The organism is Kitasatospora sp. NPDC051984, assembly GCF_044593455.1.
Classification (GTDB): Bacteria; Actinomycetota; Actinomycetes; order Streptomycetales; family Streptomycetaceae; genus Kitasatospora.
The window spans coordinates 549,139-571,909 of record NZ_JBIUCB010000002.1 but is presented as its reverse complement, the minus strand read 5'-3'; the positions used below and the strand labels follow the sequence as shown (position 1 = coordinate 571,909).

Below are 22,771 nucleotides of genomic sequence, written 5' to 3'. Positions count from 1 at the left end.
ACGGAGCACGTTCGATGGGTAAGGCAGCTTGATCGCGCAGCGTCGGCCCGCACGGGGGCGCCGTTTCGAAGAGCGGCGGCGGGACCAGGAGAAGGCGGTCTGCCGGTTGGCCGTGGGTTGTTGGGCTCGTACAACCCGGAGCACGCGCAGTGCGGTGGCGGCGAGCCTCGAATCGATCCTCGGAGTGCGTCACGGCGAGCGCCGAGAATTCCGCCAGCCCGCAGAGAAATGGGTGAGGGCGGGATTTAAGGTGGCGATTTTCTGACTGGATTTTGGCCTGGATCAGATTGATTTCGATTGGACGCTCAGGGGCCCCGTCTGATGACTCTCTGGGAGATCCGCGGGAATCGCTGGATGCACGGTAGGAGTGGCGCTACTCTGGAGGCATGAACGCCACTCGGACCTTCCGTCAAGTCCCCGACCTGGGGACCAGCTGGGGACCACGCGTCATACGCGCTTCCGCACGAGGTGCGCGAAACGTTCTCATCTGCACACGTACGACGTGTGTGTGAGCACATTTCAGGCAGGAATAGAGGAACCATTCCTGCTGGGGGTCAAGGGGTCGCAGGTTCAAATCCTTCGTCCCGACTGTGAAGTCGGTTGTGAGAGCCGGTACTTGGGAAACCAGGTGCCGGCTCTTTCTGTTGCGGGGTCAGCTGGTGGTCGCATGGTGGTCGCCTGGCCACATTGGCCAGTCCTCGGCGGGGTCGTCGGTGCGCGGGGTGCGGTTGGCGGGGCGTGGCCGGTGGGGGCGCGGGTGCTGGTGTGTGGGACGGCTGGCGTGGCAGACGGGGGTGCCGAGTTCTTCGCGGTCGGCGGTGTCGAGGGTCCAGGCGATGCCGTTGATTCGCGAGCCGGCGCATCGTGAGGTAGGTCCGGTAGTGGACCGCGACCGGCAGAACTCTGTTCTTTAGCGACAGGGCCCAGGGGCGCCCGGACTTGAGGCGGCCGGCGCGCGGCCGCCGCGGTACTTCACCGCCTGGAGGGGTCTATTCCCGGGCGGCTCTCTCCTGGCGGCGCAGGCGGTAGGTGACGGCGAGCCCCCACGGGATCGCGAAGATCAGGACGAGGACGAGGCCCAGCGCGGGCGGCGACGGCTGCGCCGCGGCGAGTGCGAGGCAGGCGAGGGCGGCCGCCGCGCAGGTCCGGGACAGCGCGAGGTAGAGCTCCCGCTTGGCGTGCCAGACCTGGAGGGTCGCGGCGACAAGCATGGTGCAGACCAGCACGACGGCCGCGCCGCCGCACAGCACCCAGGCCGTGGCGGCAGGGGTGCGGGCGGCGTGGGCGTGCTCGACCAGGCTGACCATCGCCGCGCCCATGGCGGCGACCGCGGCCGTGAGCGGCAGGTGCGCCAGCATCCACTCCACCGTGGCCGCCGGGGTCCGGCGCGGCTGCCGGCGGCCGACGAAGTCGAAGTACGTCCACCAGGCGCCGAAGCCGACGACGACGGCGATCAGCGCGACGGTCAGCGTGAGCGCGTCGACCGGCTCGGCCGCGAGCCCGCTGACCACGCCGGTCACGGTCTCGCCGAGCACGATGATGATGAGCAGCCCGAATCGTTCGATCAGTGCGTCCGTGACGGTGCGCGCTGCCGTCTCGCGCGGCGTCGCCCACACGGTCACGGCGGCGAAGCCGGCCAGGTAGGTCAGGTCGAGCAGTCCCCACGCCCAGACGCGGGCGGTGGCGGAGAGCAGCGCGCTCGTCCCGAGGGCGGCGGCACACAGGACCGTTCCGGTGACGAACAGCCGGCTGGGCCGGTGGAATTCGGGCTGGTCGCCGCGGGAGGCCAGCAGCCACAGCAGGGCGAGTACAGCGAACAGGACGCCGGCCGTGACGGCGAAGGCGGCTCCCCGCGCACCGTCGGCCTCGGGGACGGCGGCGCCCAGGGGGACGAGGATGAGGATCTGCAGCAAGAAGGTGCTGCGGGCACGGGCGTCTTCGCGGCCGTGGAGTTCGTGGTGGAGGCTCCCGTTGACCCAGGCGATCCAGATCAGCCCGAACACCGCGGCGTACTCGCCGATGCCGCTCCAGGTGAGCTTCCCCGCGAGGTGATGGGCGGCCTGGGTGACCAGGGTGACCACGACCAGGTCGTAGAAGAGCTCCAGGGGGCCGACGACACGTTCGCGCGGCTGCTCACCGTGGGGGCGCGGCGGCTGCCAGAGCCGGCGGCCCAGCCGCCGGAGCATCGGCCACCCGGCCCGGTCCTGGGTGCTGTCGTCGCTCATCGGATGATCGGCTCCCTGGCTGGCGTGGGCCGGGTGGTTGCACGGATCAGGGTGCGCTCGGGCGGGTCCCAGTTCAGTCGACCATCGGGCGGCGTTCGGTGAAGTACCGCGCGCCGTCCTGCTTGACGAATTCGTCGAGACAGCGGACGGCGGCCATCATGATCGCGCGCTCGGCGCCGGTGTGATCCGGTCCGCGACGCCGTCACCGTAGGCGAGCGGGATCACGCCGCGGCTGCGCAGCCAGTGGTGGTTCCGCTCGCTCGCCAGGCCGATGACGGTGGCCCCGGTGCGGCGGGCGAGCTGGACGGCGAGCGAGCCGACTCCGCCGGCCGCTCCGGAGACCATGACGGTCTCGCCCGCCCCGGGGCGGACTGCGTGCACCGCACCCCACGCGGTCACACCGGCGACGTACAGGCCGCCGGCGACCTCCCAGGGGACCTGCTCCGGCTTGCGTGTGAGGTTGCCGGTCTAGACCAGGACCAGCTCGGCCTGGGAGGCCCGCTCGTTGCTGAACCCGATCACCTCGTCACCAGGCCGGAACCCGCCGGCCCTGGGGCCGATCTCCTTGATGACGCCGGCGAGGTCGCTGCCCTGCCCGGACGGGAACGTGGACGGGAAGATGTCTGCCACCGCCCCCCTGCGGATGGCCGCTTCGCTCGGGTTGATGCCGGCGGCCTTCACCCGGACCAGGACCTGACCGGCCGCGGGCACCGGGCGCTCCACCTCTTCGACCCGCAGCACGTCGATCCCGCCGAACCCGTCGTACCTGACCGCCGTGGACATGAGTCACGCCCGCCGGAGTTCGAGCACGGGGATGGTGCGAATGCCTTCCGTCCGCTGTGCGTAGTCGGCGAAGCCCGGGTAGCGCCGGGCCTGTTCGGCGTAGACCCGGTCGCGTTCGGCGCCGGTCAACTCGCGGACGGTCGCCCGGTACGTCTCGGTTCCGCGTTCGACGCTGCCGGTGCCGGCTGCAGCCAGGTTGCGGTACCAGTCCGGATCGGTGGGGGCTCCGCCGTTGGTCGCGAAGACGTAGACGACGTCCGGCTCGGTCTCGTGCGGGAGGTACATCATCGGGTTGACGTACTCCCGCCCGCTCTTGCGGCCGCGGTGGTGCACCAGGACCAGCGGAGCGCCCTCGAAGACCCCGCCGACCCGTCCCTCGTTCGCCCGGAACTCCGCGATGGTCTTCGCGTTCCAGTCGAGTGCTTCACTCATGTCCGACTCCTGTCCGGGAGGTATGGTCACTGAGCCCTACCACCGGCGAGGTGAGCGGGCATCACCGGATCGAGGTGATTCGCACGGCCGGGGGCATCGCGGCCCCACCGGGCCGGGTGCCGGGTCACCGGACCCTCAGGCCGGCCGCCGACGACCGGTCCGGACGCGACCCCGAAGGAAACGCGCAGGCTAGGGGATCCGCCATTCCTGGAACTTGTTGGCCGGGGTGCAGGCGGTCATGGTGACCTGCTTGCCCGGGCCGTTGTTGGTCAGGCAGGTGTCTCCTGCCTGGAGGTAGTAGGCGCCCGAGGTGCTCGCCGTGACCACCGACCAGGTCGTCATGAAGCTGAAGCCCGACGAGAGTTGCACCTTCCGGTTCTGGGCGGGCCAGCCCCCGTCGCTCTCGCCCTGGACGAGGGCCGGACCGCTCAGGTTGCACGGATGGATCTGGTACCAGCCGCCGGGGTCCGGCGCCGAGCGGACCCAGCCGTAGGCGGTCGTCCCGCCCATGACGGCCGCAGCGCCCGCCGACGGGCTGTCGGTGGCCAGGCCGAGCTTCTGACCGTCGGCCACGTTGACGATGGCGCCCCAGTTCGCGCCGCCGCACCCGGCCGGCACGGTCGAGGCGGGCGGCTTGGCCGTGGTCGCACCGGGAGCCGGATGCGGCGGGGTCTGCTGGTTGGGCGCGGCCCCGCCACCGCCACCTCCGCCTCCACCGCCGGTACTCCCGCCACCGCCGGTACTCCCGCCACCGCCGGTACTCCCGCCACCTCCACCGCCGCTACTGCCGCCACCTCCGATGCTTTTGCCGCCACCGCCCGCCGACCCGCCGCCTAGGTCCGGCGCCGGGGTGGACTCGGACGGGGCCGACGGCAGGGTGCCCGGCGTCGTCTCGCCGCCCGGCGGCGTGCTCGGTGTCGGCGAGCCGGTGATCGCGGCGGCGGACACGGAGACGGCGGGCTGCGCGCCGGGGGCCTCGCCCCGCGACTGGAACGGGACCCGGTCGACCAGCAGGACCGTGCCGGCGCCGGTGGTGATGATCACCGGGACGACGACGGGCACCAGGAAGCGGCGCCACGGCCGCCTCGTGCCGGGCTCGGCGGCGCTCCGGGGCGCCACCAGGGCGATCTCGACCGACGAGTTCCCGGCCCGGGCCCCGGCCGCGGCGACGGCGGGCGGAACGGCCCGCACCACTGCGGCGACCGGCACCGACCGGTCACCGACCGCGGCCCGCGCTGCGGCCGCCATCGCCGCGGCGTCGGCGAACCGGTCCCCGGGTTGCTTGGCCAGCGCCCGCGCCACGAACTCCCGCACCGCCGGCGGGAACTCCTCCGGCAGCTCCGGCGCGGGCTGCTGGACGTGCTTGAGCGCGACCTCGACCACGCTCTCGCCGGTGAACGGCGGTGTGCCGGTGAGCAGTTCGTAGCAGACCACGCCGATCGAGTAGAGGTCCGAGGCCGCCGTGACGGCGCCGCCGCCGGCCTGCTCGGGGGCCATGTACAGCGCGGTGCCGATCACCACGTTGGTCGCCGTGAGCGTGGTGCTCACCAGCGCCCGTGCGATGCCGAAGTCCGTCACCGTCACCCGGCCGTCGGCCCCGACCATCAGGTTGGACGGCTTGACGTCCCGATGCACGATCTCCTGCCGGTGCGCGGCCTGCAGCGCGTCGAGAGCCGTGGCGATCATGCTCAGCACCCGCTCGGGCGGCATCGGGCCGTCCTCGGCGAGGACCTTGTCCAACGGCCGCCCGTCGACGAGCTCCATCACGATGTACGCGATGCGCTCGCCCTCCGCCTTGCCGCTGCTCTCCCCGTAGTCGTAGACGTCCACGATGCCCGGGTGGCTGATCGCCGCGAGCAGTTGGGCCTCGCGCCGGAAGCGCCGGGCGAACGTCCCCTTCTCCAACAGCTCCGCGTGCAGGACCTTGACCGCCACCTGCCGCCTCAGCACCCCGTCGTCGGCGCGCCAGACGGCACCCATGCCGCCGCCGCCGATCCGCTCGGTCAGCGTGTAGCGACCTCCGAGCACCGCCCCCCGACCAGTCATGTCCCGCCCCTTCGCGATACCCGGCCCCAACCGGCTGTCAGTAGCATGTCACGTCCTGCCATCAGTGTTCCCCGGCCCGGTGGGCGGCGGGACGATCCGGCAGCCCGGCCTCAACACGGCACGCAGATGCTCAACCGCCGTTGCGCGCGCACATGGCGAGGGCGAGGAACGCGACGATCAGGATGACGACCCAGGCAAAGCACCCCAGCCCTTCCGGGTTCCCGGGCTTGATCTGAGTGACACCGCCCGGTTCGACGCGCGGGTGCCGCCGGGCATAGTGATCGAGCAGCTGCTGCGCCGCAGTAGCTTCAGTGGTCCATCCAGTCTTGAATCCGCACTCACCACAGTGTCCACAGAACTTGGCCATCGACTTCCCCCTCGGAAAATCACCACCACACATGTGGTACCACGGCTGGGGTGATACATTCAAGTAGGCATTGAGAAAGCGAAGTTGACGATGAACCATGAGCGAAGAGACCTGTTGCGCGATGCGGCCATCGAGGTGCTGGCCGAGGCGGGCGGGCGCGGGCTGACGCATCGGGCCGTTGACGCGGCCGCCGGGGTGCCGTCGGGTACCACCAAGAACTACTTCCCGACGCGGGACGCTCTGCTGGGCACGGTCGCCGAACGGTGCGTCGAGCAGTACCGCATGATCGCCGAGCAGCTCGCCGCCGCCGGCCCGGGACTCAGTGACCGCGAGGGCCTGGTGGCCATGATCAGAGGCCTGTTGGAGAACGTCGCCGGACCGGGCCGCGCCAGAATGCTCGCCTGCCTCGAACTCCAGGCCGAGGCCGCCCGCCGGACCTGGCTGTCGGCGATCCTGGACCCGATCTCCGCCGCCGACTTCGCCCTCTTCGGGCATGCCCAGCACATGGCCGGCCTGCCCGTCACCCCGCAACGGTCCGCCACCGTCACCCTCGCCCTGCAGGCCGCCATCCCGCACCTGCTCGACGCCGGCCCCCACACCCTTGCCGCCGCCGGCCTGGACGACCTGGACCGTTTCGTCCGCGACCTGCTCGACGCGGTCTACCCGTAACGCCGCGCGCGGCACCTTCGAAACCTGACCGCTGCCACAGGTCGCCGGCGGCGGCCGCGCGCTCGATTGCCTCGCGGGCGGCGGCGCGGTTGGATTCCGGCTTGCCGACGGCCAGCGTGAGCTGGGCTCAGGAGATGCGGGTGGTGCCGGTGGTGTGGAGGCTCACTCTCGGACCCCCAGGGCAGAATTGGGGCCGTCTTCGGGGGCGTGGGCGTCCTCGCCCTCCAGTTCGCGGTGGCTGGCGGCCATCGCGTCGGCCTCGGCATCGAGGTCCAGCCCGCGGGTGAGCGCGTAGTAGAGGACGCCGGAGACGATCAGGCCGACCACGAAGGAGATGTCCGCTCCGCCGAGAGCCTCGGCGGCCGGGCCGGTCCAGAACGAGGTGGCGAAGAAGGGGACCATCGCCGCGAAGCCCACGGTGTAAGCGGTCAGGCCCTGCCAGGACCAGCGGCCGTAGATGCCCTTCGGGTCGAAGATCGCGGTGATCGCGTAGTGGCCGCGGCGGACGAAGTAGAAGTCCACCAGGTTGACGGCGGTCCACGGGATCAGGAGGTAGAGCATCAGCAGCACGAAGTTGTTGAAGTTGCTCAGGTAGTCGGCGGGCAGCGCGAGCGCGACGACGAAGACGACCAGCTCGATCACCACGATGCCGGCTGGCGATCCGGGACTTCACCGTCTGGCGGATCTTGCGGAAGGCGTCCACCGCGCTGGTGGAGGCCAGCATCGCGCCGTAGGCGTTGACCGACATGATCGAGATCAGCGCCAGCGAGGAGACGACCACGGCGAAGGCCCCGAAGCCCGGCAGGATGTCGTTGCCCACCTGCCGCAGGCTCGCGATCACGTCGGGGGTCGGCAGCACGGAAGGCGATCAGCGCTCCCAGCGACATCAGCCAGACCGCGGAGCCGGTCGCGCCGAGGTACGTCCACCCGATGACCTCCCTGGCCGGGACGTCCGCGGGGAGGTATCGGGAGCAGTCCGAGACGTAACACGCGCGGGACGACACGCCGCCAGGGAGGTCTCGGCACGATGGATGTGCAGGTTGTTCGGCGTATCCATTGTCGGTCGCGTTGAGTGGTTACCCGCGACCAGCTTGCGACCACCAGCTGGCCGAGAGGCACCCTGACCTGGGACGACCCCTTAATGAGGCGACAAGTGCTCGGAGAGCGCCGGTGGTGACCTCGGGGTTGAGCGACGTCGTCCCGGCGCAGGGCCAGGGCCTCGCCCTTGCGCTTGCCGGTGCCGATCACCGGCTCAGCGGGGTCGGCATACAGAGGGCCGACGAGATGGGTGAAGCGCAGAAAGCGAGCCGCCGGCTCCTCGGTCCACAGATGCCGCTCGGCCGCCGCGGGCCGGGGCATGAGCGGGGGCTTCGTGGGGTTGCGGGTCGGACGCGCGGTGTCGATGTGCTCGGGGGCCGGGACGAGGGGCGGTCCGCTGCGCCCGGGTGAGGCTTCATCGGGATGTCATCGGGTGCTGCCACGGTCGTCGGGTGACCTCGGTCGACCGGGTGCCGCGCCGGAGCGTGGACGGGTGGGCCAACTGCTTCGGGAGGATTGACATGCGAGCACGAAGGATTGTGGCCGCGGCGGCCGGACTCTTGCTGACCGCCGGGCTTACGGCGGCACAGGGGGCCACGGCACAGGCTGCCGCCACTCGCGTGACCGCTCCGTGCGACGGCACCTACACGATCGTCGTCGGGGGCACCGGCAGCTCGTGGAACAACGATGGTTTCACCGGCAATATCCAGCAGCACGTCGGCTATCCCACCCAGATCCCCAACGGCGCGAGCACCCGGGCGGGCGTCAACGAGCTGAACCGGCTGGTCCGTGACCAGCGCGCCGCCTGTCCGGACCAGCACGTCAAGATGGCCGGGTACTCCCTGGGGGCCGGGGTGGTGCACGTCTGGGTCACCGAGAACTGGCAGACCTTCGGCAACGTCAACGCCATCCTCATCTCGGACCCCAAGCGTCAGGGCCCGCCCGGAGCCAACGGCGGGGCGGTGCCGTTCGGCGGTGTCATCGGCGCCCCGCTCGCCGGCGCCGACAAGTTCTTCGGCAACATCCCCGTCAAGACGATCTGCCACTGGGACTACGTCTGCGACGAGTCCGCCGGCATCTGGACCTACCCGTACAACCACATCCACAACTACCCCGAAGACTTCAACATGGACCACCACAACGACAGTGCCAACGAGGTCTGGTACAACGGCGCCTGGTACCCCGCGTAACCACGGGGCGCCCGCTTCATCGGGTTGTCATCGACCCTCCCTAGTCTGGCCGCGTTCAGTCAAGTGCCCGGACCGACAGGGGAAGGACGGCCGATGGCACGCAGGAGAGTCAAGGGAAGGCTGCCGATCGCGGTCATGGCCGCGATGGCACTGATGAGCACGATGGCGGCGGTCGGGGCACCGGCCGCCGCCGCACCGGGGCCGGACAAGCCGACGATCCGGTACACCGAGTACGGGATCCCGCACATCATCGCCTCGACCCTCGGAGGGATCGGGGAGGGCTACGGGTATGCCGCGGCCAAGGACAACATCTGCACCCTGGCCGACACCTACCTGATGGTGAACGCCCAGCGGTCCCGCTACCTGGGGCCGGACGGCAGGACGAGCCCCGGCCAGAACCAGAACACCACCACCAACCTCAACAGCGACTTCTACTTCCAGCGGATCAACGACAACCGGGTGGTGGAGCGGCAGCTCGAACAGCCCGCCCCCAACGGGCCGGAACCGGAGGTCAAGGAGGCCATCAGCGGCTACGTCCGGGGGTACAACCGCTACCTGGCCGAGACCGGCGTGGACAACATCTCCGACCCGGCATGCCGAGGCAAGGCCTGGGTGCGGCCGATCACCGAGCTGGACGTCTACCGGCACGCCCACGCCGAGATCATCATGGGCGTCGCCGATCCGCTGCTGGAGGGCGAGGTGAACGCCGCACCCCCTGGAGCCTCGGCCTCGGCAGCCCCCGCCGCCCCGGCCGTGTCGCCGGAGGAGACCGCGGCGAAGATCAGCGAGGCGATCGCCGCCAGCCATCAGCAGGGCGCCATGGGCAGCAACGCCCTGGCGGTCGGTTCGCAGGGCATGTCCGCGGGCAGCGGCACCAGCATGCTGCTGGCCAACCCGCACTTCCCGTGGCAGGGCAAGAACCGGATGTGGCAGAGCCAGCTGACCATCCCGGGCAAGTTCAACGTCTCCGGGGCCAGCCTGCTCGGCCTCCCCGCGGTGAACATCGGCCACACCGACGACGTCGCCTGGAGCCACACCGTCGCCACGGTGGCCCCGTTCGGGCTGTTCGACGTGCAGGTGGACCCGCTGCACCCCACCAACTACCTGGTGGACGGCGCCTGGACGCCGATGACCTCGCAGCAGGTCGGCGTCGACGTGCTGAACCCGGACGGCTCCCTCGGCAGGGTCACCAGGACACTGTGGTCCACCCGCTACGGCCCGATCACCACCTCGATGCAGGGTTACCCGCTGCCCTGGGTGGTGAGCGCCCACGCGGTGCGCGACGCGAACATGGACAACCTGCGGGCCCTGAACACCTGGTTCCGTCTGGACCAGGCCAAGGACGTCAACGACGTGGTGAACGCCCTGGAGACGACGGAGGGCGTGCCCTTCTTCAACACCGTCGCCACCGACCGCAAGGGCAACGCGCTGTACGCGGACATCCAGGCCGCCCCGAACATCACCGACGAGCACGCCCAGTCGTGCCTCACCCTGACCGGCCAGGCGCTGTTCAACCAGGTACTGCGGCTGCCCAACGTGCCGCCGATCTCCATCTTCGACGGCAAGCGCAGCGAGTGCGACTGGCCGAACGACCCGAACGCCGTCGCGCCGGGCCTGCTGGACCCGCACAAGCAGCCGCGACTGATCCGGTCCGACTTCGTGGGCAACGCCAACGACAGCGCCTGGCTGGCCAATCCGGACCAGCCGCTGTCCTACCCCCGGGTGATGGGCGACAGCGGGACGGCCCGCACGCTGCGCACCCAGGAGCTGATCCTGACCGCGCGGAACCGGATCGACGGCAACGACGGCCTGCCGGGACGGGGCTTCACCCCGGAGAACATGCGGCAGCTGCTGTTCTCCGACAACAGCCGGGCCGCCGACCTGGCCCTCAATGCCACGGTGAGTGCCTGCCAGGGCGCCCCGTTCGGGCTGGTCCTGGTGGACGGCAACCTGGTCAACATCAGCGAGGCCTGCCCGATCCTGGCCGCCTGGAACCACAAGTACGGTACGGACAGCCGGGGTTCCCTGCTGTTCGAGAACTTCTGGTACTTCCTGGGCAATGGGCAGGCGATCGAGAAACTGCCGTGGCGGGTCCCGTTCGACCCCAAGGACCCGGTACACACGCCGAATTCGCTGGACGCCGGGAACGACGCCGTCCGCAACTCGCTCGCCCGGGCCGTCCTCGCGCTGCGCAACGCGGGCATCCCGCTGAACGCACCGCTGTCGGACACCCAGAAGATCACCCGCAACGGTGAGCAGATCCCGATCCACGGGGCGATCCACGAACTGGGCGTGCTGAACGTGGTCACCTTCGGCACGGTCGACGGCAAGCTGGACGTCACCTTCGGCTCCAGCTTCATCCAGCAGACGAGCTTCACCGCGGACGGCCCGCCGCGGTCCGCCTCGCTGCTGGCCTACTCCCAGTCGGCCAACCCGAACTCGCCGCACTACGCGGACCAGACCAAGTTGTTCTCGGCCCGCCAGTGGGTGACCGAACGGTACACGGAGGACCAGATCGCGGCCTCACCGGCCTTGGAGATCAAGGTGCTGGACTGATGTTCCGCGCCGCGCGAGCACGACACCCGCGACACCCGCGAGGAGGGAACACCGTGAGCAGGACATGGAGCCGGTGGCGCATGGTGGTGGCCCTGTTGGCCGCCATCGTGGGAACGGCCACGACCACGAGTGCGGTGCGGGCCGCCGGTGGCACCGGGGCGCCGCCGCCGATGGCGGACAGGTTCGGCCTGACCCAGGTCGAACCGGCCGTGGGCGGACCGACCAACTTCTACCTCACCGTGACCACGCCCGAGGTCACCGGCAAACACCACATCAAGATCGTCCTGCCGAGCGGCTACTACGACGACCCGGACAGGCGCTACCCCGTGCTGTACTTCCTGCACGGTTCGCCCGACGATCCCGTCCAGCAGAACTATCCGGCGCTGACCAGCTCGAACTCCATGATCACCGTCATCCCGGACGGCGGCGCCCGGGGCTGGTACGCCAACTGGCTCAACCAGAACACCCAGGTCGGAGCCCAGAACTGGGAGAACTTCCACCTCAACCAGGTGATCCCGTTCATCGACGCGAACCTGCGGACCGTCGCCACCAAGAAGGCCAGGGCGATCGCCGGCGTCTCGATGGGCGGGTTCGGGGCCCTCCACTACGCCCAGGACCGTCCCGAGCTGTTCAGCCAGACCGCGTCCCTGTCCGGGGACATCGACCTGTCGGTCGACTCCATGGACCTGCGGCTGGCCGTCGTCGCCTCCCTGATCGACGCGCAGGGGGCGCTCTGCGGCTCGGCCTCCGGGTTCTGCGGCGACCCGAACAACGACCCGTACAAGCCCGGTGTGGACAGCGACGCCCTGTTCGGAACGCCCTACCCGGTGTTCAACGCGGACTGGCGGTGGAACGCGGCCGACCCGTCGCAGCACATGGACAAGCTCTCCGGTGTCGGGGTCTCCATCTACGTGGGCAACGGCCGCGGCGTGCCCACCGACCTGGAGTTCTGGCTCGAAGGCGCCTCCAAGCACGTCAAGGACCACATGGACGCCCTGGGCATGCCCTACTACTACGTCGACTACGGCGACGGCTCGGCCTGGGGCACCCAGTGCAACGGCGGCCACAGCGCCGGCTGTTGGGAACAGGACCTCAGGGACCTGATCCCCCGGCTGGAACGGGCCTTCGCCTCCTGACCGTGACCGTGATGCCCCGGTGACCGGGGCGCCACGGCCGGCCCGGGCCTCACCGCGTGACGGCGGTGAGGCCCAGGCCGGCTTCGTCCCCGCACAGGATCATCTGGTACGTCCGCCGCAGCATCCGGCTCGGCGGAACCCCCAGCTCCTCGGCCAGCCGGCGGCGCGCGCGGCCGAACACGGCCAGGGCGTCGGCCTGCCGGCCGCACCGGTACAGCGCACCCATCAGCATCGCCGCCACCGGCTCGTTCAGGGGGTGTTCGGCGGACAGCGCGGACAACTCGGCGATCGCCTCCGCGCACTGACCCAGCCCTAGCTGCCACTCCGACTTCCGCTGTGCGACGGCGATCCTGCGCTCGGCGAGCCGCAGCCGCTCCGACTCGGCGAGCGGACCGGGCAGGCCGGCCAGCAGCTCCCCGCGGAACAGGTCCAGCGCCCGGGTGCAGAGGCGGACCGCCTCGACCGGGTCTCCCGCCCGATGGGCCGCCCCGGCATCGGTGACCAGGCTCTCCATCCGGGCCAGGTCCACCTCGGCCGCGTCGGCGACCAGCCGGTAGCCACGCCGGTCGTGCCCGATCACCGAGTCCGGACTGTCCCCGATCCGCAGGGTCTTGCGCAGCCGGTAGACGTGCACCGGCACCACGTTGGTGACCGGTGGCTCCGACCCCCACACCCCGTCCAGCAGTTCCTGCTGACTGACCGTCCGCCCCGCGCGCAGCGCCAGCGCCGCCAGCACGGCCTGCTGGCGCAGGTGCCCCAGGTCCAGCGGCCGTCCGTCCCGCCAGGCCCGCAGCGGTCCGAGCACGGAGATCTGCACCTTCGGTCCGGCCGTACGGCGGGCGGTGCGCTGCGGCCCCGGGCTCCCCAGCCCGGTCCGGGGGCCGCAGCCGGGGGAGACCAGCCCGCAGTCGAAGGCGTGGACGATGGCGGCGGCCCGGTCGCGCAGCCCCAGCTTCCCGAGGATCCGCACGAGCTGTCCGGCCACGGCGTCCTCGGTGAGGGCGAGGGCGGCGGCGATCTCGTCGTCCCGTAGGCCGCAGCCGACCGCGCGGAGCACCTCGCGTTCCTGGGGGCCGAGCGGGGCGGAGCCGGGCCGGCTGGTGGTGGCGGTCGTCGGCATCGCTGCTCCCTGGACTCCGGGCCGGCCGGTCCGGCGGGCACGGTCGAAGGTAGTGACGGGGACTCAGGGACCGGAATCCGGAACGATCCGGAGGCGCGCGGCCGACGGTCCGCGCCGCAGGCAGTGGGGCATGCGCGCCTGGTCAGGGTTCCTGGTCGGGGGCTTCCCGGTCAGGGGCAGCCGACGAGGGTGGGCCGGTCCTTGGTGCGGACGGCGGGGAGCCAGGCCGTGGCGGGGCCGGGGAGGCGGATGCGGTACCAGAGGGTGGAGGTGCGGTCCTCCTCGTCGATGATCGGGAGGCCGGTGGGGAGTTGGCAGTCCGCGTCGAGGACGTCGTTGTGCCAGACGCGGGTGGGGATGACGTTGCCGGCGGTGTACGGGCGCGTCGGGTCGACGGCGAGGCCGAGGCTGCACTGGGGGTCGCGGTCGGCGCGGTCCTGGCAGCTGCGTTCGGCGTTGAACACCCTGATGTGAGCCGGGTGTTCGGCCGGCTGTCGGGCCGGAGCGGGGTGCGGCCAGAGCGCGGTGGCGGTGGCGGTGACGGCGGCCGTGGCGCAGGTGGCGAGGACCAGCAGGGCGGTGCGCGGTCGTGGGCGGCGGCCCGGGCGGTGGGCGCGGATCCGGGCGAGCAGGCTCTCGGCGGTGTGCGGGGCGCGGGCCGCGTGGGTGGGGGCGAGGCAGTCGGCGGCGAGGTCGCGCCAGAACGGCGGGACGACCGGGGCCAGCCGCAGGGCCGCGCGGCCCTCGGCGTACTGCTGGGCGGCGGCGCTGCGGGCGGTGGGGGTCGCGCCCGGGAAGGGCGGGACGCCGGCGGCGAACACCTCGTGGATCACGATGCCGAGCGCCCAGATATCGGCGGTGGCCCGGATCTTGACGCCGTCCGCGCCGAGCGGCGCTTTCCAGCGTTCCGGCGGGAGGTAGTCGGGGGTGCCCATGGGGGCGGCGTGGCCGTGGGTGCCGGTGAGTTCGATGGCGAGGCCGAAGTCGGAGAGGCGGACCTCGCCGTTCCGGCCGATCAGGACGTTCTCGGGCTTGAGGTCGGTGTGGACCCAGCCGGAGCGGTGCAGGTGGGCCAGGCCCTCGCAGATGCCGGCGATGATCCGGGCGCCCCGGGCCTCGTCGACGCCGGTGGCGAGCAGGTCGCGCAGGGTGCACCGGGCGCGTTCCATGACCAGGACGATGGCGCCGTCGAGCGCGGGGTGGTCGGGGGCGGCCAGTACCAGGGTGTCGAGCAGGCGGACCAGCCGGGGGTGCGGGGCGGTGCGGCCCAACTCGGCCTCGCGGCGGGCGGCTTCGGTGACCTGACGGGCTTGGCGGGGGGCGAGTCCGGCGGTCGGCAGCACCTTGAGGGCGACCGAGCCGTCCTCTCCGTCCCCGCCGGTCGTTCCATCGGCTCGGCGGGCGGCGTAGACCGTCGCCCAGCCGCCTTCGCCGATCGGCTCGGTGACGGTCCAGTCGCCGATCCGGTGGCCGGGTGGCAGCAGGTCCTCGCCGTCCCCGTGGCAGGACGGGTCGTGCACCATCGGAGCCCCCTCCTACCGTCCGGGCGCGGCGGCTTCGGGGCGCGGCAAGAGCGCGAGGTGCTCCTCGCGGACGATGCCGAACTTCAGCGCGAGCCCGACGACGGCCTCGCGCTTGCCGTTGCGCCGGTCCGCGCGGACCGCGTCGTCGGGCAGGTCGATGCGGAGTTTCTCGTCGGCGAGATAGTCGAGGTGCGAGCTGACCGCGCGGGCGGTGAGCCGGGCGCAGGCGGGGTGGAGGCGCAGCCGCTCGACCACCTGGGGGGTGGTGGGCACGGCGGCTGGGGAGCGGTCGCGCAGCCACGGTTCGCAGAGCGCGACCAGGACCAGGAAGTAGGTGGCGGTCTCGTCCAGCGAGTACGCCGTCATGGTGCGGCTCTCCGAGGAGCCGCGGCCGAGCGCGTGGGCGTCCAGGTAGACGTGGTCGGGCGCGAACACCTGGAAGGACAGCGGCGTGTCCCGTCGCGAGGGCAGCACCACCCGGGAGAACTCGAACGGGATCGGCGCGCCGATCCGCCGGGGCGGCACCCGCAGGTACTCGCCGGCGCCCTCCGGGTTCTCCACCAGGTAGGAGTGGGTGTCGCTGAGGTTGCTCAACTGCCAGTGGTCGTCGGTCGCGTGGATCTCGCCGGCGAGCCGGGAGACCGTCTCGTCGCCGAGCCGGAGCTCGACCGGCGTACGGGCGGAGCCGCGGCCGAAGCGCGCCCGCTCCCCCGGACCAAGCCGCAGGGTCACCGCGTCCTCGCCGTTCCCCTCCGGCAGGTGGACGAGAATTCCGCTCACCGTTCCTCCGTCCCGCGCGCTGCTCCCCGTTGCACCGTTCGGCCTGCCGGTGGTGGCCAGACGGACCAAACGTTACCTCCTTGAGCATGACAATAAACCGCGTGGTGGCGCAGACCACGTGACGGGGAGTGCGGGGCGCCGGACGGACAGTCAGGGCCGCAGCGCCGCCGAGTGCCTGATGACGGAACGGCCGACGGGCGGGAGCACCGGTGCTCCCGCCCGTCGACAGGTGTCGATCGGGGGCGCGATCGCAGTCGCGGACTCGGTCGCGGTCGTGCCCCGGGAGGGCCGTCAGGGCACGGCGGGTCCGGCGGTGGTGTTGAGCCAGGCCCAGTCGGACCAGGTGGAGAAGCCGGTCTGCCACTTGTGGTAGACGCCGGCGCTGCTGGTGCCGAACACCTCGATCCGTCCGTCGGCGTTGGTTGCCGCGCCGACCTCGGTGCCGGGGCCGCCGAACGTCTCCCACTGACCGTACGGCGCGTTGACGGCGGTCTGCCAGAGGTGCTGCGCGGTGCTGCCGTTCATGGCGAACACCTCCACCCGGCCGTCCGGCGAATGCTCACTGGTGAGTTGGGAGTCGGCGGGTCCGCCGGCGGCTTCCCAACCGGACCAGGTGGTCGGGTTGGTCTGGTACTTGTGGAAGACCCCGGCGGAGCCGGAGGCGAAGACCTCCAGGCGGCCGTCCTGGTTGTGGTCGACGGTGAGGTCGTGTCCTCCGCCGCCGAAGGTCTCCCAGCTCGACCAGGCGCCGTTCACGGCGGTCTGCCACTGGTGCTGGAAGGTGCTGCCGTTCAGGGCGAAGACCTCCAGCCGGCCGTCGGGGGCCTTGCCGAGCGCGATCTCGCTGTTCGCGGGCCCGCCGCCGGCGGATTCCCAGTTCGACCAGCCTCCGTTCGGTGCGGTCTGGTACTTGTGGAACAACCCGGCGGGGCCGGACGCGAACACCTCCAGCCGGCCGTCCTGGTTGGCGCCGGCGGCGACGGCGTGACCGCCACCGCCGAAGGTGTCCCAACCCGACCAGGTACCGGAGGGCTGGAGCTGGTAACGGTGTTGGAGAGTGCTGCCGTTGAGGGCGAACATCTCCAGCCGGCCGTCCTGACCGGAACCGATCGTCAACTCGGCCCCGCCCGGACCGCCCAGACTCTCCCAGTCCGACCAGGCACCGTTCACCGCCGTCTGCCAGGCGTGCGACACACCGCCCGCCCCCGCCGCGAACGCCTCCAGCCGACCGTCCGCCGACCGGGCCGACACCACCTTCCCCGACTGCGCCGGATACACCAGCGGAGCGGGTCCCGGGGCGGGGTGGCCCAGGCGGTCCGCGGCGGCCTGGGCCGCGCCCAGGTAGCGCCGGTGGGCGCCCTCGTTGTAGGTCGACCAGGGCTGCCAGTTGGTGCCGCCGTTGGAGATCTGGAAGGCCGCGTTGGCGTTGCACTGGGCGTCGAAGGCGCAGGCGTCGCTGACCTCGGGGTGCCAGTAGTCGTTGATCTCCCACAGGCCGCGGTCGCGGGACGGCGGGGTGTTGTTCTGGACGTTGGACGCCAACGGGTCGCAGCTGGACTCGGCCATGCCGACGGCGATCGCGGTCACCAGGGCGTCGCCCCGGAAGCCCGCGTTGTAGCCGACCTCGGCGCACAGGTCGATGCCGGTGGCGGCCGACGCGGGCGTGGTGCCGACCATCAGGCCCGTCGCCACGGCCAGCGCGGCGAAGGCGGACAGCAGGACACGGTGGGGCGCCCGGTGGGCGCGGTGCGTGCTGGTCAAGTGATCGCTCCTCAACTGACGGCGGGTCCGGCGGTGGTGTTGAGCCAGGCCCAGTCGGACCAGGTGGAGAAGCCGGTCTGCCACTTGTGGTAGACACCGGCGCTGCTGGTGCCGAACACCTCGATCCGTCCGTCGGCGTTGGCGGTGGCGGTGATTTCGGTGCCGGCTCCGCCGAAGGTGTCCCACGGGCTGTACGGGGCGTTCAGGTTGGTCTGCCAGGTGTGCTGCGCGGTGCTGCCGTTGAGGGCGAACACCTCGACGCGGCCGTCCGCGGTCGGTTGGCTGGTGAGTTGGGAGTCGGCGGGTCCGCCGGCGGCTTCCCAACCGGACCAGGTGGTCGGGTTGGTCTGGTACTTGTGGAAGACCCCGGCGGAGCCGGAGGCGAAGACCTCCAGGCGGCCGTCCTGGTTGTGGTCGACGGTGAGGTCGTGTCCTCCGCCGCCGAAGGTCTCCCAGCTCGACCAGGTGCCGTTCACGGCGGTCTGCCACTGGTGCTGGAAGGTGCTGCCGTTCAGGGCGAAGACCTCCAGCCGGCCGTCGGGGGCCTTGCCGAGCGCGATCTCGCTGTTCGCGGGCCCGCCGCCGGCGGATTCCCAGTTCGACCAGCCTCCGTTCGGTGCGGTCTGGTACTTGTGGAACAACCCGGCGGGGCCGGACGCGAACACCTCCAGCCGGCCGTCCTGGTTGGCGCCGGCGGCGACGGCGTGACCGCCACCGCCGAAGGTGTCCCAACCCGACCAGGTACCGGAGGGCTGGAGCTGGTAACGGTGTTGGAGAGTGCTGCCGTTGAGGGCGAACATCTCCAGCCGGCCGTCCTGATCGGAACCGATCGTCAACTCGGCCCCGCCCGGACCGCCCAGGCTCTCCCAGTCCGACCAGGCACCGTTCACCGCCGTCTGCCAGGCGTGCGACACACCGCCCGCCCCCGCCGCGAATGCCTCCAGCCGACCGTCCGCCGACCGGGCCGACACCACCTTCCCCGACTGCGCCGGATACACCAGCGGAGCGGGGCGAGGACCGGTTCCCGGCGTGCAGGGCATGCCGATGCCGCGGTCCGCGAGGTACCCGATCGGGTCGGTGCGCACGGTTGCGTTCGCGTCGGCCCAGACCCGCAGGTGCAGGTGCGGGCCGCTGGACTCGCCCTCGCTGCCCATCCGGGCGATCAGCTGACCGGCCGTCACGTGGTCGCCGGTGGACACGTCCCGCTCCTGCATGTGCCCGTACTCGGTGATGGTCCCGTCCGGGTGCAGGATGCGGATCCACTGGCCGTAGCCCTGTGCCGGGCCGGAGGCCAGCACCTGGCCGTCGCCGACCGCGTAGATCGGGGTGCCGTAGTCGTTGGCGATGTCGATGCCGTTGTGCTCCGGGGTGTAGCCCTGGGAGATGAACCCGGCGGCCGGGCAGGAGGCCGCGAACCCGGCGGCCGCTGCGGCCGCTGCTTCGGCAGGGGCGGCCGGCACGCCGACCGGCAGCAGCGGGGCGACCGCGGCCAGCGCCAGCCGCGAGGCGCGGCGGGAGAACGAGGAGTACATCCGAGCGCTCCTCACGCCTTGCGCAGGCGGTCGATGATGCCGTCGATGTCGAGCCGCATCAGATCCGGCCGGATGATGTGGCCGCCGTCCACCTCGTGCGAATCGTGGGGGATGCCGGCCTGGTCGAGCAGCGAGCGGAACTCGCGCTGCCCGGCCAGGACCTGGGGCTCGTTGACGCTGCTGAACCAGTCGACCGGGCTGGGGCTGGTACCGGCCACCAGGAAGACCCGCTTGTTGCGGTAACTCTCGATCCGCTCCACCGGGTTGTCCGCCGTCACCCGCGCCTGGTCCCAGAGCGGCGCGCCATAGATCGTGCCGCCCGCCAGGTCCAGCGCGGCGGAGGAGGCGTTGGCCCAGTGCGCCACCAGTCCGCCGTCCCGCCGCAGGCTGGCCGGGCCGGAGTGGGCGCTGACCGAGGCGAAGTGGCCGTAGTACTTGGCGGCGTACTTCAGCGCGCCGAATCCGCCCATCGAGAAGCCGGACACCGCGCGGCCGTCGTACTCCGCGAAGGTGCGGAAGTTGGCCTCGACCCACGGCAGCAGCTGGTTGATGTGGAACTCCTCCCAGTTGCGGGGCCCCACGTTGGAGCTGACCGGGTTGGAGTACCAGCCGGCGTGGCCACCGTCCGGCATCACGACGATGATCGGCTTGCCGGCGGTCCAGTCGCGGACGCCCATCCGGTCGAAGGTGATGAAGTCCTGGTCGGTGCCGCCGCCGTGGAACAGGTACAGCACCGGGTAGGTGCGCCCGCTCGTCCAGTAGTCGTCCGGCAGCAGCACGTTCACGGCGGGGTTCCAGCCGATCGCGGAGGTCTGGAAGCGGTAGTACCACATCCGCGGGTCGCCCTCGTTGCCGTCCACGATGGTCAGGCCGAACCCGTTGCCGGCCGCCGCCGCGGGCTTCGCCGACGCCAACGAGCCCGCCGTGCCCAGCGCCAGCGCGGCGCCGAGCCCGCCGGCCGACCTGAGGATGCTCCTACGGGTGGGGTGGTGCGCGGTCAACGTGACCTCCTGAAGGCGCGTGACGGCGGGCCTGTCCGGACCGCCGGGTATCGAGCGGTTCGGACGGTAGCCACGCTCCGCGCGGCGCAGAACCCGGAACCATACGGACTGACAGGAGCGGACCCGTCGCCCGAGACTGGCGCCTGTCCCCTGACCGGGCCGGCCGGCCGACAGCCTCGAAAACCCCACCTGCGGACGGGCGGACCAGCGGACGGCGACGGCCGGGTCGGCGGGGGTTCAGCGGCGGCCGAGGCAGCGGTGGGTCCGGCCCTTTTAGTCCGTAGGTTCAGGGATCGAGCCCTGGCGGCCCACTAGACCAAAATGCCTCCTGACCTGGGCGTTCTCCCTTCGGGAGGGCGCCCTTCGTCGTGTTCGGGTCGCTGATGGGTCGGTGGTGGGCCCCGGGTGGGGCGACAAGGGATCTGCTGGTCTCTCAATTGGCTACGCCGCGAGGGGGGTTCTGGCGGCGGTGTGGGTGGCCGAGTGGAGATTCGTTCGGCGGTGGCGGCGTTTGGGCTGGTGGCGGATGCTGCGGGAGATCGTCCGGGCGGCGTCGATGACGACTCTGGCGGTGTCTTCGGCGCCGTTGTGGGCGGTCTGGGGCAGGACCGAGGTGTAGGTGTCCGCGGTCGTGATGATGGTGGAGTGACCGAGTTGGGCCTGGATGACCTTCGGATCGCAGCCGCCGGTCAATGCGAGGCTTGCGGCTCCGTGGCGCAGGTCGTGCGTGCGCCGTGAGGCGCTGTGGTCCGAGTGGAGGTGAGAGACCTTCGCCGCCGATCCTGTCGCAGCAGGACGCAACTTCGTGTGTGATCCGGCGACGCTGATCGTGGCGTTCGACCGGGTCGCGGGAAACCGGGGTGCGCGCACCGCCGGCGTGGACGGCCTCACGGTCGCCGATGTCGCCGAGCAGGTGGGCGTGCCCGGGTTCCTGGACGGCCTGCGGGCCGGTCTCAAGGACGGCTCGTTCCGGCCGCTTCCGGTGCCGGAGCGCAAGATCCCGAAACCGGGCGGGTCGGGAAAGCTCAGGCGACTGGGTATCCCGACCGTTGCGGACCGGGTCGTCCAGGCGGCGCTGAAGCTGGTGCTGGAACCGTTCTTCGAGGCGGACTTCCTGCCGTGCTCGTACGGCTTCCGGCCCAAGCGGCGTGCTCAGGACGCGATCGCCGAGATCCACCCTCGGCATGCTCCGGCGCGCTGGACTCTGGGCGGCTACGCCGTGCTGGCCTACAGCCAGCGCGGCCTGGCCGGCTCCGGGGGCGAGATCCACGTCGCCGGACCGCAGGACGTGGCCGATGCCGGCGCGGTCGTCGACTGGCTGGTCGGACAGGACGGCGTCGACCCCGACCGGGTGGGGTTCTTCGGTTCCTCCTACGGTGCTGGGACGAGCCTGCTGGCGGCCGCGAAGGACTCGCGCATCAAGGCCGTGGCCGGCACCAGCTCCTGGGGTGACCTGTTCGCCTCGCTGTACGAGAACGGGACCCGCCACCTGAAGGCCTTCGAGGCGCTCGTGCAGCTCTTCGGTGAGGACCGCTGCTCGAAGGAGTTCCGCGGCATCATCGAGAAGATCCGCAGCAACACCGTCGACGACGAGGTCAGGGAGTTCGCCCGGGTGCGCTCGCCGAGGCACCACCTGGACGCGTACAACGGCGCGAACACGCCGATCCTGCTGACCACCGCCTGGCACGAGACCATCTTCTCGGTGCCCGCCGTCATCGACCTCTTCAGCAACCTGACGGGCCCCAAGTCGCTGCTCGTCCAGGTCGGCGACCACGGCAACGGTGAACTCCCCGGCCTGTTCGGCCTGGTCTCCAAGCCCACCGAGATGGCCTACCGCTGGATGGACCACCACCTCGGCGGCGCCGCCGGCGACGGCGCCACGCCCCAGTTCGGCATCCGCTCCGAGTACATGCACGACCTCCTGTCCGACCTCCGCCACGACAGCTGGGCGGACTACGCGCTGCCGCGCAAGCGCTTCCACCTCGCGGACGACGCCGGCCAGAGCGACGGCCAACTGTCCGACGGCGACGGGCAGTCCGGTTGGTCCCGCTCCGTGAGGGCCACCGGCCGGGGCACCGAGGCCGTCGTCGCCCCGAAGCTGGTCCAGACCGGCCTGGCCGAGCGGATGGGCCTGCCCCACCTCTGCAAGACCGCCGAGATCGACCGCGAGCTCGCCGCGATCTGGACCACCGCGCCGTTCGAGCAGCCCATGCGCGTCCAGGGCGACCTGGAGCTGCGGGTGACGGTGAAGCCGCGGGCGATGGACGCCACCATCGTGGCCTACCTGCTGGACTGCGACCCGGCCACCGGCAAGGCCGCCGTCATCACCCACGCCCCGTACACCCTCACCAACCAGCAGGCCGGGCAGGCCACCACCGTGACCTTCCCCCTGCAGCCTGCCCACTACGCTCTCGCCGGGGGCCGGGTGCTCCAGCTGGTCATCGGCACCCACGACGAGTTCTTCGCCGACGCCAACTCCACCCCGACCAGCATCGAGATCACCTCTCCCCAGGGGGCCGAGTCCTACCTCGACGTCCCGCTCTCTCCCTTGAGCTGACGCCCGCGCCAGGGAGGGCCCCGCAGCCGGTACGGCCCGTCAATCCGCAAGCGGA

General features: G+C 71.4%; 19 protein-coding genes. 5 read left to right on the top strand and 14 right to left on the bottom strand.

The window, feature by feature from the left end; genetic code table 11:
- Positions 1–989 precede the first annotated feature (989 nt).
- From ACIHEI_RS06375 to ACIHEI_RS06350, 6 genes are all read right to left on the bottom strand, one after another.
- Positions 990–2,225, bottom strand: coding sequence for a low temperature requirement protein A (locus ACIHEI_RS06375; RefSeq protein WP_396605841.1), 1,236 nt, complete (start codon positions 2,223–2,225; stop codon positions 990–992).
- A 156-nt stretch (positions 2,226–2,381) separates the two neighbouring features.
- Positions 2,382–2,624: a hypothetical protein gene (locus ACIHEI_RS06370; RefSeq protein ID WP_396605840.1), complete on the bottom strand. Its 243-nt coding sequence runs from the start codon at positions 2,622–2,624 to the stop codon at positions 2,382–2,384.
- A 69-nt stretch (positions 2,625–2,693) separates the two neighbouring features.
- Positions 2,694–3,008: an alcohol dehydrogenase catalytic domain-containing protein gene (locus tag ACIHEI_RS06365; protein WP_396605839.1), complete on the bottom strand. Its 315-nt coding sequence runs from the start codon at positions 3,006–3,008 to the stop codon at positions 2,694–2,696.
- A 3-nt stretch (positions 3,009–3,011) separates the two neighbouring features.
- A complete protein-coding gene (locus tag ACIHEI_RS06360) occupies positions 3,012–3,440 on the bottom strand; it encodes a nitroreductase family deazaflavin-dependent oxidoreductase (protein WP_387858719.1) in 429 nt (142 codons plus the stop codon).
- A 189-nt stretch (positions 3,441–3,629) separates the two neighbouring features.
- Entirely contained in the window at positions 3,630–5,486 is a 1,857-nt protein-coding gene (locus tag ACIHEI_RS06355) for a protein kinase (RefSeq protein WP_396605838.1), read from the bottom strand.
- Positions 5,487–5,616: 130 nt separating this feature from the next.
- Entirely contained in the window at positions 5,617–5,853 is a 237-nt protein-coding gene (locus ACIHEI_RS06350) for a hypothetical protein (protein WP_396605837.1), read from the bottom strand.
- Positions 5,854–5,943: 90 nt separating this feature from the next.
- Here ACIHEI_RS06350 and ACIHEI_RS06345 point away from each other — a divergent pair, with 90 nt between their 5' ends.
- The gene (locus ACIHEI_RS06345; protein WP_396605836.1) at positions 5,944–6,522 is read left to right on the top strand and encodes a TetR/AcrR family transcriptional regulator; all 579 of its coding nucleotides are present in this window, start codon (positions 5,944–5,946) and stop codon (positions 6,520–6,522) included.
- Between the two features lie 162 nt (positions 6,523–6,684).
- Here the strand turns inward: ACIHEI_RS06345 and ACIHEI_RS06340 are convergent, their stop codons facing one another.
- Positions 6,685–7,167 carry a cytosine permease gene (locus ACIHEI_RS06340; RefSeq protein ID WP_396605835.1) on the bottom strand — a complete coding sequence of 161 codons (483 nt, stop codon included), beginning with the start codon at positions 7,165–7,167 and terminating at the stop codon, positions 6,685–6,687.
- 914 nt (positions 7,168–8,081) lie between these two features.
- Here ACIHEI_RS06340 and ACIHEI_RS06335 point away from each other — a divergent pair.
- The 3 genes from ACIHEI_RS06335 to ACIHEI_RS06325 all read left to right on the top strand — a co-directional run bounded on the left by ACIHEI_RS06335 (position 8,082) and on the right by ACIHEI_RS06325 (position 12,442).
- Positions 8,082–8,750, top strand: coding sequence for a cutinase family protein (locus ACIHEI_RS06335; RefSeq protein ID WP_396605834.1), 669 nt, complete (start codon positions 8,082–8,084; stop codon positions 8,748–8,750).
- Between the two features lie 93 nt (positions 8,751–8,843).
- Complete coding sequence (locus tag ACIHEI_RS06330) at positions 8,844–11,306, top strand: penicillin acylase family protein (RefSeq protein ID WP_396605833.1); 2,463 nt, start codon at positions 8,844–8,846, stop codon at positions 11,304–11,306.
- A 53-nt stretch (positions 11,307–11,359) separates the two neighbouring features.
- Positions 11,360–12,442, top strand: coding sequence for an alpha/beta hydrolase (locus tag ACIHEI_RS06325; protein ID WP_396605832.1), 1,083 nt, complete (start codon positions 11,360–11,362; stop codon positions 12,440–12,442).
- 49 nt (positions 12,443–12,491) lie between these two features.
- Here the strand turns inward: ACIHEI_RS06325 and ACIHEI_RS06320 are convergent, their stop codons facing one another.
- From ACIHEI_RS06320 to ACIHEI_RS06290, 7 genes are all read right to left on the bottom strand, one after another.
- Complete coding sequence (locus ACIHEI_RS06320) at positions 12,492–13,562, bottom strand: BTAD domain-containing putative transcriptional regulator (protein WP_396605831.1); 1,071 nt, start codon at positions 13,560–13,562, stop codon at positions 12,492–12,494.
- 170 nt (positions 13,563–13,732) lie between these two features.
- Positions 13,733–15,085, bottom strand: a complete 1,353-nt coding sequence (locus ACIHEI_RS06315; protein WP_396605830.1) for a serine/threonine-protein kinase — start codon at positions 15,083–15,085, stop codon at positions 13,733–13,735.
- A 12-nt stretch (positions 15,086–15,097) separates the two neighbouring features.
- On the bottom strand, positions 15,098–15,865 hold the full coding sequence (locus ACIHEI_RS06310; protein ID WP_396605829.1) for a serine/threonine protein kinase: 768 nt from the start codon (positions 15,863–15,865) through the stop codon (positions 15,098–15,100).
- A 291-nt stretch (positions 15,866–16,156) separates the two neighbouring features.
- Entirely contained in the window at positions 16,157–17,542 is a 1,386-nt protein-coding gene (locus ACIHEI_RS06305; protein WP_396605873.1) for a hypothetical protein, read from the bottom strand.
- 95 nt (positions 17,543–17,637) lie between these two features.
- Positions 17,638–19,158: a peptidoglycan DD-metalloendopeptidase family protein gene (locus ACIHEI_RS06300; protein WP_396605828.1), complete on the bottom strand. Its 1,521-nt coding sequence runs from the start codon at positions 19,156–19,158 to the stop codon at positions 17,638–17,640.
- An 11-nt stretch (positions 19,159–19,169) separates the two neighbouring features.
- Complete coding sequence (locus ACIHEI_RS06295; protein WP_396605827.1) at positions 19,170–20,159, bottom strand: alpha/beta hydrolase; 990 nt, start codon at positions 20,157–20,159, stop codon at positions 19,170–19,172.
- A gap of 441 nt (positions 20,160–20,600) precedes the next feature.
- On the bottom strand, positions 20,601–21,029 hold the full coding sequence (locus ACIHEI_RS06290) for a tyrosine-type recombinase/integrase (protein WP_396605826.1): 429 nt from the start codon (positions 21,027–21,029) through the stop codon (positions 20,601–20,603).
- Here ACIHEI_RS06290 and ACIHEI_RS06285 point away from each other — a divergent pair.
- A complete protein-coding gene (locus tag ACIHEI_RS06285; protein ID WP_396605825.1) occupies positions 20,965–22,716 on the top strand; it encodes a CocE/NonD family hydrolase in 1,752 nt (583 codons plus the stop codon). The genes ACIHEI_RS06290 and ACIHEI_RS06285 overlap by 65 nt on opposite strands.
- Positions 22,717–22,771 lie beyond the last annotated feature (55 nt).